At 66.6% G+C, this 14,205-nt stretch carries 9 protein-coding genes; 7 read left to right on the top strand and 2 right to left on the bottom strand.

What is annotated here, in order from left to right; all coding sequences use genetic code 11:
- The first annotated feature begins 31 nt into the window (after positions 1–31).
- The 5 genes from ABRZ00_RS13805 to rpoD all read left to right on the top strand — a co-directional run bounded on the left by ABRZ00_RS13805 (position 32) and on the right by rpoD (position 6,724).
- Entirely contained in the window at positions 32–1,327 is a 1,296-nt protein-coding gene (locus tag ABRZ00_RS13805) for an adenylosuccinate synthase (protein WP_368641573.1), read from the top strand.
- An 87-nt stretch (positions 1,328–1,414) separates the two neighbouring features.
- On the top strand, positions 1,415–1,975 hold the full coding sequence (locus ABRZ00_RS13800; RefSeq protein ID WP_343835452.1) for a phosphoribosyltransferase: 561 nt from the start codon (positions 1,415–1,417) through the stop codon (positions 1,973–1,975).
- Between the two features lie 186 nt (positions 1,976–2,161).
- The gene (gene rpsU, locus ABRZ00_RS13795; protein ID WP_006218592.1) at positions 2,162–2,374 is read left to right on the top strand and encodes a 30S ribosomal protein S21; all 213 of its coding nucleotides are present in this window, start codon (positions 2,162–2,164) and stop codon (positions 2,372–2,374) included.
- The gene (dnaG, locus tag ABRZ00_RS13790; protein WP_368641574.1) at positions 2,375–4,345 is read left to right on the top strand and encodes a DNA primase; all 1,971 of its coding nucleotides are present in this window, start codon (positions 2,375–2,377) and stop codon (positions 4,343–4,345) included. It abuts the gene before it with no gap.
- A 66-nt stretch (positions 4,346–4,411) separates the two neighbouring features.
- Positions 4,412–6,724, top strand: coding sequence for an RNA polymerase sigma factor RpoD (gene rpoD, locus ABRZ00_RS13785; protein WP_368641575.1), 2,313 nt, complete (start codon positions 4,412–4,414; stop codon positions 6,722–6,724).
- Positions 6,725–6,862: 138 nt separating this feature from the next.
- Here the strand turns inward: rpoD and ABRZ00_RS13780 are convergent, their stop codons facing one another.
- Positions 6,863–8,725 carry a sigma-54-dependent Fis family transcriptional regulator gene (locus ABRZ00_RS13780; RefSeq protein ID WP_368647770.1) on the bottom strand — a complete coding sequence of 621 codons (1,863 nt, stop codon included), beginning with the start codon at positions 8,723–8,725 and terminating at the stop codon, positions 6,863–6,865.
- A 348-nt stretch (positions 8,726–9,073) separates the two neighbouring features.
- On the opposite strand from ABRZ00_RS13780, the gene ABRZ00_RS13775 reads away from it, so the two are divergent.
- Positions 9,074–10,600 carry an aldehyde dehydrogenase family protein gene (locus ABRZ00_RS13775; RefSeq protein ID WP_368641577.1) on the top strand — a complete coding sequence of 509 codons (1,527 nt, stop codon included), beginning with the start codon at positions 9,074–9,076 and terminating at the stop codon, positions 10,598–10,600.
- A 93-nt stretch (positions 10,601–10,693) separates the two neighbouring features.
- Here ABRZ00_RS13775 and ABRZ00_RS13770 read toward each other — a convergent pair whose 3' ends face one another.
- On the bottom strand, positions 10,694–12,055 hold the full coding sequence (locus ABRZ00_RS13770) for a dicarboxylate/amino acid:cation symporter (protein WP_368641578.1): 1,362 nt from the start codon (positions 12,053–12,055) through the stop codon (positions 10,694–10,696).
- A 249-nt stretch (positions 12,056–12,304) separates the two neighbouring features.
- Here ABRZ00_RS13770 and ABRZ00_RS13765 point away from each other — a divergent pair, with 249 nt between their 5' ends.
- Positions 12,305–14,203: an ATP-binding protein gene (locus ABRZ00_RS13765; protein ID WP_368641579.1), complete on the top strand. Its 1,899-nt coding sequence runs from the start codon at positions 12,305–12,307 to the stop codon at positions 14,201–14,203.
- Positions 14,204–14,205 lie beyond the last annotated feature (2 nt).

The raw sequence follows: 14,205 nt of genomic DNA, 5'->3' as shown, positions 1-14,205 counted from the left end.
TGGCGGCATTCCGCCGCCTATCGCAAGGCTTATGAGCAAGAACATCGTCGTGATCGGCACCCAGTGGGGTGACGAAGGCAAGGGCAAGATCGTCGACTGGCTGGCCGAGTCGGCCCAGGGCGTCGTGCGCTTCCAGGGCGGGCACAATGCCGGTCATACTCTGTGGATCAATGGCCGCAAGACCATCTTGCGCCTGATTCCGTCGGGCATCATGCATCCGCACGTCACCTGCTACATCGGCAATGGCGTCGTGCTTTCGCCCGAGGCCCTGCTCGCCGAGATCGGCGAACTCGAGGCCGCCGGGCTGGATGTGCGCTCGCGCCTGCAGATTTCCGCCGCCTGCCCGCTGATCCTGCCCTATCACGTGGCCCTGGATCAGGCCCGCGAGGCCCGCAAGGGCGAGGGCAAGATCGGCACCACGGGCCGGGGCATCGGCCCGGCCTACGAAGACAAGGTCGCGCGCCGCGCCTTGCGCGTCCAGGATTTGTACGATCCGGCCATCTTCGACGAAAAGCTGGCCGAAGTCCTCGATTACCATAACTTCGTGCTCACCCGGTACCTGGGCGCCAAGCCGGTGGACGCCGCCCAGGTGCGCGACCTCGTCATGGCCCTGGCGCCGCAACTGGAGCCGATGGTGGCCGATGTCTCCAGCAATCTGCACATCGCGCGCCGCGCGGGCCACAACCTGCTCTTCGAAGGCGCGCAGGGCACCTTGCTGGATATCGACCACGGCACCTATCCCTTCGTCACCAGCAGCAACTGCGTGGCGGGCGCCGCGTCGGCGGGTTCGGGCGTCGGCCCCCAGGCCCTGGACTACGTCCTGGGCATTGCCAAGGCCTACACCACGCGCGTGGGTTCAGGGCCGTTTCCGACCGAGCTGCTGGACGACACCGGCCTGCGCCTGGCGACGGTGGGCAAGGAGTTCGGCTCGGTCACGGGGCGTCCGCGCCGTTGCGGCTGGTTTGATGGCGCCGCCATGAAGCGCTCGGTCATGATCAACGGCCTGACGGGCCTGTGCATCACCAAGCTGGATGTGCTGGACGGCGTCGAGCAACTCAAGATTGGCGTGGGTTACCGCTACAAAGGTGAATTCCTCGACGTGCTGCCCTATGGCGCCCATGCTGCCGCCGAAGCGGAGCCCGTGCTCGAGGAAATGGCCGGCTGGTCGGAATCGACGGTGGGCATCACCGAATACGACAAGCTGCCCGTCAATGCACGCCGCTATCTCGAACGCATCGCCGAAGTCTGCGATGTGCCGATCGACATGGTCTCGACCGGCCCCGACCGGCTGGAAACCATCGTCCTGCGCAACCCTCTCCAGGGTTGATACGCCAGAAAGAAATCAGAACCGCAAGCCCGCTTGCGGTTTTTTCATCACCGATTTCAATATCCTTCACTCGAACGGGGAACACCGATGAGCATGCCGCCAAGCACGGAACGCGACCTATGGGTCAGTTGGGAACAATATCACGGTCTGATCGAACGCCTGGCCCTGCAAGTGCATGAGTCTGGCTGGGCTTTCGACAAGATCCTTTGCCTGGCGCGCGGCGGGGTGAGGGTGGGTGACGTGCTGTCGCGCATCTTCGACCTGCCGCTGGGCATCCTGGCGACGAGCAGCTACCGTGAGGCGGCCGGAACGGTCCAGGGCCAGCTCGACATCGCCCAGTTCATCACCATCACGCGCGGCACGCTGGACGGCCGTGTGCTGCTGGTGGACGACATGGTCGATACGGGCCTGACGTTCACCCGGGTGCGCGACCATCTGGTCAGGCAGTTTCCCGGCATCACGGAGCTGCGCACGGCGGTGCTCTGGGTCAAGGGGCACTCCCAGGTGCAGCCGGACTATCATGTCGAGCACCTGCCGACCAATCCCTGGATTCATCAGCCTTTCGAGGATTATGACAGCCTGAGGCCGCATCAGCTCGAATCCTGGATCCGCAAGGGCGTGCGCACGGCGTATCCCGATTCAGAGTGAGCCTGCGCCGGCCGGCGGCCTGGTTGCCGGCTTCGAAAACATGGCTACGGCCATGAATTCATGCTAGAATCTTTCGTCTAACCAGGGATTTTTTAAGATTCCTTGGGGTTTTCCAATCTCAACCATGCGCGCACCGATTGCTTTTGCTTTCGACGCCCATGAATTTACAGGCTTTCAAGGATTTACATGCCGATTGTCCGCCTCAAAGAAAACGAGCCTTTCGAGGCTGCCCTGCGGCGCTTCAAGCGCACGATTGAAAAGACCGGTCTGCTGACCGAGTTGCGTTCGCGCGAGTTTTACGAAAAGCCCACGGCCGAGCGCAAGCGCAAGCATGCCGCCGCCGTCAAGCGTCACTACAAGCGCATCCGCAGCCAACAACTGCCGCCGCGACTCTATTGATTGATTCCTGAATCCTTCATTCAGGAACTGCTTGCGCGCGTCGATATCGTCGACGTGGTCGGCCGGTACGTCAAGCTGCGCAAAGGGGGCGCAAACCTGCTGGGTTTGTGCCCTTTTCACAATGAAAAGACGCCGTCGTTCACGGTCAGCCCGTCCAAGCAGTTCTACCATTGCTTCGGCTGCGGTGCGCACGGCACGGCGCTGCGGTTCTTGAGCGAGCATACCGGGGCGCCGTTCCCGGAGGCCGTGCGCAGCCTGGCGGCCAGTGTCGGCATGACGGTGCCCGAAGAGCCCCGCAGCCCTCGTCAACGCGCAGCCGATCGCGAGCGGCGCGAAGAAGGTTCGCGCCAGCAGCGCATCCTGGATCAAGCGCAGGCGCATTATCGCGCCGCCCTGAAGCAGACGCCGGAAGCCATCGAGTACCTGAAGCGCCGGGGGTTGAGCGGCGAGGTCGCCGCCAGGTTCGGCCTGGGTTGGGCCAGCCGCGACCGGCGAGGCCTGGCGGCGGTCTTCGACCACTACGAGGATCCCGCGCTGCTCGAATCGGGGCTGGTCATCGAATCCGAGGATGGACGGCGCCACGATCGCTTTCGCGGCCGGGTCATGTTTCCGATCCATAACCAGCGCGGCCAACTGATCGGCTTCGGCGGCCGGCTGATCGAGCCGGGCGAGCCGAAATACCTGAATTCCCCCGAGACCAGCCTGTTTTCCAAAGGCCATGAACTCTACGGGCTGCATGAGGCGCGCGCCGGCATTCGCGCCGAAGGCTGCGTGCTCGTGGTGGAAGGCTACATGGACGTGGTCGCCCTGGCCCAGTACGGGCTGAACAACGCCGTGGCGACTCTGGGCACGTCCACCACGCCGGAGCACCTGCGCAAGCTGCGCCGCGCCAGCGACCGCATCGTGTTCAGTTTCGATGGCGACGGCGCCGGGCGCAAGGCCGCCTGGCGGGCGTTGCAGGCCTGCCTGCCCTGGGTGGCCGAAGACATCTCGATGCGCTTCCTGTTCCTGCCGGAAAGCCAAGACCCGGATTCCTATGTGAGGGCGTACGGGGTCCAGGCCTTGCGCGCCTACCTGGATGAAGCCATGCCCCTGTCGCGCTTCATGCTCGACGAGTTGGCGGCCCGCCATGATCTGAACGAAGCCGAGGGCAGGGCGTCCTGCGTGCATGAGGCCCGTCCTTTGTTCGCGCAGATGCCCGAGGGGGGATTTCGCCTGCAGATGGAGCGCGAGTTCGCCCGCCAGGTCCGCCTGACCCCGGAAGAACTGGCGCAGCTTCTGGGCGCCGCGGGGCCGGGGCCGGGCCATGCGGGGCCGATCGCCGGGGCGGGGCAGCGTCCGTCCGGGCAGGGCGTCGCTCCAGGCACCGGCCTGGCGGGAAGGGGCGGCCCCTTTGCGTCGGAGGGCGGGTACGCGCCGGAGCCGGAGGGCGCTCCGTGGCCGGGCAGCGAGAACCCCGGGGCGGGCATGGATCTTGAGGCGGCGCCGCCCTGGCAGGATGCGGCATTGCATGGCTCCGGACGGGCGCGCCGGCGAGGCGGCGGCTCGCGCCAGGTCACCCCCATGGCGCGCCGGCTGCTGCGGCTTTTGCTGGCCCATCCCGCCCTGGTATCGGGCCTGGGGGACCAGCAGCTTGAATTGTTGGCCCATCATCCCCATCTGGGTCTGGTGAGGCAGTTGATCGGTCTGGCCAGTACGTGCGGTGCCGCCCATGCGGGCGCTCTGTTGCAGGCGGCCGATCCCGAATCCGATCTCGCGCGGGCGATCAAGGATTTGTCCACCGAGCTGATGGCTCAGGATCTGCCCGATCCGCAAGCCGAATGGGACGATGCTCTCAGGACCATCGAACGCCAGACGGTGCAGGAGCAGTGCGACAGGCTGATCGAGTCCGGCTTGGCGACGGACGAAGACCGCCGTCGATACCAGGAGCTCAGCCGTCGGCTGGCCCGGCTGAAGGCCGGGGCGGGGTGATTCTTCCCCGCAAGTGCAGTAAACTATATGGTTTTCAATAAGTTGTCGCGTCTACGGAACCCACACATGACCCAAGGAACTGGCAAGGCCCCTGCGGCCGCCAAAAAAACGGCTGTCAAGAAAACCAAGGCGGCGGGCGTTGCGCCCGAAGCCGAGGTGAAGTCGGCCAGGGCGGCTGCGGTGCCCGAAGCTGCGGCAGCGAAAAAGACTGCTCGCAAGGCCACGGCCGTCAAGACGGCGGCCGAGAAGCCGGTCGTTGAAAAGGCGGCAGCCGGAAAAACGGCGGCAAAGACGGCAGCCGCGAAGACGGTGGCCGCGAAGGCCACGGCTGAAAAGCCCGCCGCCAAGAAGGCCGCCGCGGCCAAGCCGCGCGCCGCCAAGGCGGTGCCGTCGGGGCGCAAGCCCGGCCGGCCGGCCAAGAATGCCGGCGGCGATGGGGGCGACTATGTGAACGATGACGCCGAGGACGGCGAGGTCATCCCTGACCTCAAGCCGTTGCCCAAGCGGGGCGGCAAGCGTGCCAAGGGCGAAAAGGACAGTCCTTCGCGCAGCCAGATGACGCCCGAGGAGCAAGAAGCCCGGCGCAATCGCCTGAAGATCCTGATCAAGCTCGGCAAGGATCGCGGCTACCTCACCTACGGCGAGATCAACGATCACCTGCCCGACGATCTCGTCGATGCCGAAGCCATCGACGGCATCATCAGCACCTTCAGCGACATGGGGATCTCGGTCTACGACCAGGCTCCGGACGCCGAAACCCTGCTGATGAGCGACAACGTGCCCTCGGCGGCCAGCGACGACGACGTCGAGGACGAGGCCGAGGCCGCCCTGACCACCGTGGATTCGGATTTCGGCCGCACCACCGATCCCGTGCGCATGTACATGCGCGAAATGGGGACGGTCGAACTCCTGACCCGCGAAGGCGAAATTGAAATCGCCAAGCGCATCGAGGATGGCCTCAAGCACATGGTCATGGCCATCGCGGCCTGCCCGACGACCGTCAACGAGATCCTGGAGCACGTGCGCCGCGTACGCGAGGGCTCCGCCCAGATCGACGAGGTCGTGGACGGCCTGGTCGACGAGGAAGGCGAAGACTACGCCGGTTCCGGCGTGGCCTCGGACGAGGACGATGGTCCGGCCGGCGGCATGAGCAGCAAACAACTGGAATACCTGCGCACCAAGGCCCTCAAGATTTTCGACGAAGTCGAGTCCTGGTTCGACAAGATGCGCCTCGCCTTCGAGGCCGAAGGCTATCGTTCGACGGCCTACGTCCAGGCGCGCGAGGCGATCCACGCCCAATTGATGGGCGTGCGTTTCACGGCCAAGATGGTTGAGCGCCTGGCCGACGCCTTGCGTGCCCAGGTCGCCGAAGTCCGCGCCCAGGAGCGCGCGGCCATGACGTTGTGCGTCACGCGCGCCGGTATGCCGCGCACCCATTTCATCAAGTCCTTCCCCGGCAACGAGACCAATCTCGACTGGGTGGAGGCCGAAATCGCGGCCGGTCATCCGTATTCCGAAACCTTGGCGCGTCATGCGCCGGCCATTCAGGAAGTCCAACAGAAGCTGATCGAGCTGCAGCGCAACGTGGTCCTGCCGCTCAAGGATCTCAAGGACGTCAACAAGCGCATGGCCACCGGCGAGGCCAAGGCCCGCAAGGCCAAGCGTGAAATGACCGAGGCCAACCTGCGCCTGGTGATTTCCATTGCCAAGAAATACACCAACCGCGGCCTGCAGTTCCTGGATCTGATCCAGGAAGGCAACATCGGCCTGATGAAGGCCGTGGACAAGTTCGAATACCGGCGCGGCTACAAGTTCTCCACCTACGCCACGTGGTGGATCCGTCAGGCCATCACCCGTTCGATCGCCGATCAGGCCCGCACCATCCGCATCCCGGTGCACATGATCGAAACGATCAACAAGATGAACCGGATCAACCGCCAGATCCTGCAGGAAACCGGCGCCGAGCCCGATCCCGCCACGCTGGCGCAAAAGATGGACATGCCGGAAGACAAGGTCCGCAAGATCCTCAAGATCGCCAAGGAACCGATTTCGATGGAAACCCCCATCGGAGACGACGATGATTCCCATCTGGGCGATTTCATCGAGGATACCGGCACGGTGTCGCCGTCGGATTCGGCACTGCATGGCTCCATGCGCGACGTCGTCAAGGAAGTCCTGGATTCGCTCACCCCGCGCGAGGCCAAGGTTCTGCGCATGCGCTTCGGCATCGAGATGAGCACCGATCAGACCCTTGAAGAAGTCGGCAAGCAGTTCGACGTCACCCGCGAACGCATCCGCCAGATCGAGGCCAAGGCCCTGCGCAAGCTGCGTCATCCCAGCCGCGCGGACAAGCTCAAGTCCTTCCTCGAAGGGCAGTAGCGGCCTGCGCGGCCGCAGACCGCGCAGCGTGGGGGCCGCCTTTTCCGCCGGGCCGCCCCAAGGAAAAAACGCCCTCTCGGGGGGCAGCAAGCGGCCGCAGGCCGCGCAGCGTGGGGGCCGCTTTCAGCGGCCCCCGCGTCATTTCAGCTTGCGGTACAGCGTGCTGCGATGAATCCCCAGGCGGCGCGCGGCACGGCTGACGTTGCCCTGGCAGGCTTGCAGGGCCTGTTCGATCGCATGGCGCTCGAGCGCGCGCAAGCCGGTGCCCGGATTGGGCCGCGCGCCGGGCGGATGATCCGGCTCGGCGGCGTGGCCCGGGCCGTCCGCCGGCGCGGTCGGCGCCGCGTCGGCCGGCTGCCCGATGTCCACGGGAAGGCTGCCGGCCATCACCGGCACAGGCTCTGGATGCTGGCAGCGCAGCCGCCGCAGCACGCTGAAGAGCTCGCGGTAATTGCCGGGCCAGTTGTGGCGGGCCAGCGCATGCCGGGCGTCGGCCGCCAGGCGGCCGCCCAAGGCCCCGTAAGCTTCGTCGATGAAGGCAGCCAGGTCGTGACGGTCGCGCAACGGCGGCAGTTGCAAGGGCATGTCCTGCAGCCGGTAGTACAGGTCGGCGCGGAAACGCCCCTGGGCCACCAGCGCCTTCAGGTTCTGGTGGCTGGCGCTGACCAGGCCGAATGACAAGGGAACGCGTTTGTCCGACCCCAGGGGCTGCACTTCGCGTTCTTGGAGGACGCGCAGCAGCCGGGTCTGCAGCGCCAGCGGCATGTCGCCGATCTCGTCCAGAAACAACACCCCGCCTTGCGCCTGCCGCAGCAGCCCGCGCGCGCCCTCGCGCCGCGCGCCGGTGAAGGCGCCCGGCTCGTAGCCGAAAAGCTCGGACTCGACCAAGTGTTCAGGCAGGGCGGCGCAGTTGATGGCGACGAAGGGGCCGTCGCGCCAGGTGCTGCGAGCATGGATATGCCGCGACAGGACCTCTTTCCCCGTGCCGGTTTCCCCGCATAGCAGCACGGCCAGGCCCGCATCCAGGGCGCGCACGGCCTGGTCCAGCAAAGGCGCGCTGACGGCGTCGGGCGCGGGCAGGGGGCGTGCTTCGGGGCGCAGGCTGGCCGAAGGCGCCGGCCTGGGGGCGGGCGGGGCGGACGCCGGGCGCGCCGGCATGCGGGGCGGCGCGATGAGACGGCCCGTCAGGGGGCGGCCGTCGTGCCGGTGCAGCGGGGCGTCGCGGGTATGCAGCGGCCCGTCGATCCACTGTGCGCACGGCGTACCGATCAGCCGCTCCCAGTCGGCGTCCAGCGCGTGCAGGGCGGCCTCGTTGGCGCCCGCGATGCGGGCGTCGTCGTCCAGCAGCAGCAGGGCATGCCCGCCGTCCTCCGGCCCCTGGCCGAGGCGGAAGTCCAGTCGGCGCAGCGGGCTCTCGCCGAGGATCTGGTCGGCGATGCCCCGCGCCATGCGCTGCACCAAGGCCAGGACGTAGTCGCGCATGGCGTCGGCCGGGCCGGAGAGGTCGAGAATGCCGAGGATCTCGCCCGTGGCGGAAAAGATGGGCGCGGCATGGCAACTGAGGATGCTGTTGCAGGCCAAGAAGTGCTCCGCGCCGTGGATGCGCACGGCGCGGCCGTCGTGCAGGGCCGTGCCGATGGCGTTGGTGCCGCGCAGAGGCTCGGCCCAACTGACGCCGGGCTGCAGCGCCACGCGGCGCGCCTTGTCCTGAAAGCTGCGGCTGCCGCGCTCGTGCAGGATCAGGCCGCTGGCGTCGGCCAGCAGCACGACGTTGTGCGCCGCGTCCGCCAGGGCTCCCAGCGCCTCAAGGCTGGGCTCGGCGGCATGCAGCAGATGCCGGTGGGCTTCGCGCCGCACGTCCAGATCCGCGCGGGGCAGGGGATTGGGGTCGGCGAGCAGGGCGGGGTCGAGGTCGGCGCAGCGCGCCCAGGACTGGTGGATGCGTGTCGCCGCCTGCGGGCGGGGACCCATCGTCAAATGGATCGAGGGCGGTGTCTGCATGGAATCCTCCGTCCGGGCGACGCGGACTTGTTGCAGTTCGCGCCTCAGGCTGTCGCCGGTTGCGGCGAGACTTGTCGCAAAATGCGACAAGTCCATGTTTTGAAAGCCGTTTCGGGTCCAGTATGCCACCGCTGCACGGTCTTTGAAAGCGGCAGGCGGACAGCCGCGCGCTGCGTGCCGGAGCGCCCGCCGGAGGTCGTCCGCCCGCGCCGGGACGTGCGCTCTTCCGTGAGCGGAAAGCAGGTTGGCACGCTCTTTGCTTGAAGAGAAGAGCGCGCCGCCGCGCCGTGCGGCGGCGCTCCCGGCTCCCGCTCGTGCGGGAGCGGCTCATCGACCCAGGAGACAGACATGAACATGACCGACCTGAAGCACTTTGGCATCGATATCGGCTTTCCCTACAAGAAGCACTACGAGAATTACATTGGCGGACGTTGGGTGGCGCCGGTTTCGGGGCAGTATTTCGACAATCTGTCGCCCATCACCGGGCAGGTATTCTGCGAGGTGCCCCGTTCGGATGCCGCCGATGTCGAGGCCGCGCTGGATGCCGCCCATGCGGCGCGCAAGGCCTGGGGGGAAACCTCTGCGGCGGAACGCGCAGGCGTACTGCTGCGCATCGCCGACCGCATGGAGCAGAACCTGCGCCTGCTGGCGGTGGCCGAGACCATCGACAATGGCAAGCCGCTGCGCGAAACCATGGCGGCGGACCTGCCGCTGGCCATTGATCACCTGCGCTATTTCGCCGGCTGCATCCGCGCCCAGGAGGGCGGGATTTCCGAAATCGACAAGACCACGGTGGCCTACCATTTCCACGAGCCCATGGGCGTCGTGGGGCAGATCATCCCCTGGAACTTCCCGTTGCTGATGGCTGCCTGGAAGCTCGGCCCGGCGCTGGCCGCGGGCAATTGCGTGGTGCTCAAGCCCGCCGAGCAGACCCCGGCCTCGATCCTGGTGCTGATGGAACTGGTCGGCGACCTGTTGCCGCCGGGCGTGCTGAACATCGTCAACGGCTTCGGCAAGGAAGCCGGCGCGGCGCTGGCCTCCAGCAAGCGCATCGCCAAGATCGCCTTCACCGGCTCGACACCGACGGGCAAGCACATCCTGCACGCCGCCGCCGACAGCCTGATTCCCAGCACGGTGGAACTCGGCGGCAAGAGCCCCAATATCTTCTTTGCCAATGTGATGGACCAGGACGACGCCTTCTTCGACAAGACCCTGGAAGGCCTGAGCATGTTCGCTCTGAACCAGGGCGAAGTCTGCACCTGCCCCTCGCGCATCCTGATCCAGGAATCCATCTACGAGCGCTTCATCGAGCGCGCCATCAAGCGGGTCGAATCCATGAAGACCGGCCACCCCCTGGATTCCAGCACCATGCTGGGCGCCCAGGTCTCCAAGGCGCAGATGGACAAGATTCTCGGCTATATCGACATCGGTCGCGAGGAAGGCGCGCGCTGCCTGACGGGCGGCGCCCGGAACGCCCCCGGCGCGGGCCTGGACGAGGGCTTCTACGTCAAGCCCACGCTGCTGTTCGGCGACAACGACATGCGCGTCTTCCAGGAAGAAATCTTCGGCCCGGTGGCCTCGGTGATGACTTTCAAGGACGAGGACGAGGCCATCGCCATCGCCAACGATACCGACTACGGCCTGGGCGCCGGGGTGTGGACGCGTGACGGCTCGCAGGCCTATCGCGTCGGACGCCAGGTCCAGGCCGGCCGGGTCTGGACCAACTGCTACCACCTGTACCCGGCGCATGCGGCCTTCGGCGGCTACAAGCAGTCGGGCATCGGCCGCGAGAACCACAAGATGGCCTTGAACGCCTATCAGCAGACCAAGTGCCTGCTGGTCAGCTACAGCCCCGACGCGCTGGGTTTCTTCTGATGTCGTGAGGCCGTCGGACGGTCATCGGCAATTCCGGCCTTCGGGCCGGCGTTTTTTTTCCGGGGACAGGGCAGCGTGCGGGCGCCGCCTGGGTCAGGCGGCCTGCGCCTGGCCTTCGACTTCGGCCGGAAGGGACGGGTGGACGTCGGTGCCCGGTTCCAACGGCATTTCGCCTGAAGCCAGAGTCGCATCCAGCCGGCGCTTGTCCAGTTCGCCTTCCCAGCGGGCCACGACCACAGCGGCTGTGGCGTTGCCCACCAGATTGGTCAGGGCGCGGCATTCGGACATGAAGCGGTCCACGCCCAGGATCAGGGCTATGCCGGCCACCGGCACCGAGGGGATGACCGACAGTGTGGCCGCCAGCGTGATGAAGCCCGCGCCGGTGACGCCGGCCGCGCCCTTGGAGCTGAGCATGGCCACCAGCAACAGCAGGATCTGGTCGCCCAGGCTCAGGGGGATGTCGCAGGCCTGGGCGATGAACAGGGCCGTCATGGTCATGTAGATGTTGGTGCCGTCCAGGTTGAAGGAGTAGCCCGTAGGGATCACCAGGCCCACAACCGACTTCGAACAGCCGGCGCCTTCCATCTTCTGCATCAGGGTCGGCAGGGCGGCTTCCGACGAACTCGTACCCAGTACCAGCAGCAGTTCTTCGCGGATGTAGCGCGCCAGTTTCAGGATCGAGAAGCCGTTGTAGCGGGCCACGGCTCCCAGCACGAACAGCACGAACAGCACGGCCGTGACGTAGAAGGTGCCCACCAGCAGCGCCAGATTGAGCACCGAACCGATGCCGTACTTGCCGATGGTGAAGGCCATGGCGCCGAAGGCACCGATGGGTGCGGCCTTCATCAGGATTTCCACGATCTTGAAGACTGGGGCGGCCAGGGCGGTGAGCAGGTCCAGCACTGGCTTGGCGCGTTCTCCGATGATGGCCAGGGCGATGCCCGACAGCACGGCGATGAACAGAACCTGGAGGATGTCGCCGCTGACGAAGGGACTGAGCATCGTGTCCGGGATGATGTTCATCAGGAAGCCGCTGATGGTCGAGTCGTGGGCTTTGGACACGTAGGTAGCCACGGCGCCCTGGTCCAGGGTTGAGGGATCGATGTGCATGCCGGCGCCGGGCTGCACGACGTGGCTGACGATCATGCCGATGATCAGGGCCAGGGTCGAGAACGTCAGGAAATACAGCATGGCCTTGCCTGTGACGCGGCCGACTTTCTTCAGGTCGCTCATGGCGGCGATGCCGGTCGTCACGGTCAGGAAGATCACGGGGGCGATGATCATCTTGACGAGCTTGATGAAGCCGTCGCCCAGGGGCTTCATGGCTTCTCCCAGGCCGGGCGCGTAGTGGCCGAGCAGGATGCCGACCGCGATGGCGAACAGCACCTGGACGTAGAGGATCCGGTAGAACGGCAGTGCGCGCGGGGGAGCGGCATGGGGCGGGATGTCGATCATGGTCTGTGTCTCCAGACAAGGCCGGGCGAAAGCCTGCGCAGTCATCGGTCCGGCATTTCTTTGAAAGGGCGGTGGCGCCGGTTTACCGGTGTGCCGGGAAGGATCAAAGCAAACGACATGCCAGTTTTCTTCCGTCCCAGTATTTCTCCTTTATCTATTTGATCTGAAAAGTTATTTCATATCTGTGCGCCGAGCTCTCCGGGGGCTGATGCCATTTTTGTGCGAAATATCGCACAGAGGTGCGTTAAAATGTCCGAAATTCCGCTCATTTTTCTCATGCGCCTGCCCGACCCTTCCGCTTCTTCACGCACCGCGCGACGCCGCGCGCTTGCCTGGGCGGCGCGCTGGCTGCTGGCCGCGGCCGGAGCCGCCCTGCTGGCGGGGGCGCTCTGGGGCGCCGGCCATTGGGCGCGAGAGCGCGCTTTGCGGGATATCGAAGCCCAGGCGCGCGCCTCGGCCCAACTGAGCCTGACCGCGCTCAATCACAAGCTCGACAAGTACTGCGCCATTCCACGTGTGCTGGCGCAGGACACGGCCCTGGCGGGCGTGCTCGAGTCCCCCGAGCCGCGCGCTCTGGAAGACCTGAGCCGCCGGCTGGAAGTTCTGGGGCGGGATCTGGGGCCGGCCATCGTCTATGTGCTGGATGTGACCGGCTGGACGGTGGCGGCCAGCAACTGGCGCGCACCCGATTCCTTCGTCGGCCATGATTACCGCTTCCGGCCCTATTTCACGGAGGCCATGGCGGGTCGGGATGCCGCGCATTTCGCTCTCGGGGTGGTGAGCCACGAGGCGGGCCTGTATCTGTCGCGCCGGATCGATGGCGCGCACGGGCCGCTGGGTGTGGTCGTGCTCAAGATCGGTTTCCGCGATCTGGAATCGGCCTGGGCCCGTAGCGGCATGCCGCAGTTCGTGACCGACAGCCGCCAAGTGGTGCTGCTGGGTTATCCGGACGATTGGCATTACCGGGTGGCGCAGCCGATGTCTCCGGAGGAGGACGACCGGGTTCGGGCCAGCCTGCAGTTCGGCGCGGCGCCGATGGACCTGCTGCCCCTGTCTTCGATGCTGGTGGACGAGGATTGGTCCTCGGCGCCCCTGTGGCGTCTGACGCGCGCGGCGGCCGGCCTGGAAAAGGGCACGCGCGTTCTGCACATCGAACAGCCGGTGGCGCGCATGGACGGCTGGCGCCTGCACCTGCTCAGCCCCGTGTCGGCCGCGCTCACCCAGGCTGTGCTGGCCGCCCAGGCGTTGACCCTGCTGATGCTGGCCGTCCTGTTCATGGCGGGGTGGTGGGCCGCGCAGCGGCGCCGCCGGGCCCGGGCGTTACTGGCCGCGCGCGATGCGCTCGAGGCCGAGGTCCGCACGCGCACCGACGAGTTGCGGCATGCCAACGAACGGTTGCGAGACGAGATCGAGGAACGCCGCCGGGCCGAGGCGTGCCTGCATGAAATGCAGGACGAACTGGTCCAGGCCAACAAGCTCTCGCTGCTGGGGCAGGTGGTGGCCGGCGTGGCCCACGAGATCAACCAGCCGGTCGGCGCGATCCGGGCCTATGCCGACAATGCCGGTGAATTCCTGCGGCGAGGCCGGCCGGACCGCGCGCATGAGAACCTGTCGACGATCGCCCGCCTGACCGAACGGATCGGCAGCATCACCCAGGAACTGCGGGCGTTTTCACGCAAGCGGGCCGCTTGTGTCGAGGCCGTGGATCTCGACGCGGCGCTGGATGGTGCGCTGATGCTGGTCGGCCCGCGCCTGGGCCGGCAGGGCGTGCACCTGGAGGACCGGCGCACCGGGCCGTCGCCCCGGGTGCGGGCGGACGCCATGCGCCTGGAACAGGTTTTCGTCAATCTGCTGCACAACGCGCTGGAGGCGCTGGCGGACACCGGACAGCCGCGCATCTGTCTGAGCGTCGAGCGTGGCGGCGGACGGGTCCGGGTGCGGATCGAGGACAATGGGCCGGGCATCGCCCCGGAGGTGCGCGAACACCTGTTCACACCGTTCTTCACCACCCGCCCGCAGGGCGTGGGTCTGGGGCTGGTGATTTCGCGCGACATTCTCGTCGAGTTCGGCGGCTCGCTCGGTGCGCTGGACGTCTCTTTGGGGGCGGCGTTCGAGGTGGTGCTGGAGCCGATGGAGGAAGCGGCATGAGT

This window comes from Castellaniella ginsengisoli (assembly GCF_040955415.1).
Taxonomy (GTDB): domain Bacteria; phylum Pseudomonadota; class Gammaproteobacteria; order Burkholderiales; family Burkholderiaceae_B; genus Castellaniella; species Castellaniella ginsengisoli.
The sequence above is the reverse complement of the archived record's forward strand: the minus strand, read 5'-3'. Positions and strand labels throughout refer to the sequence as shown.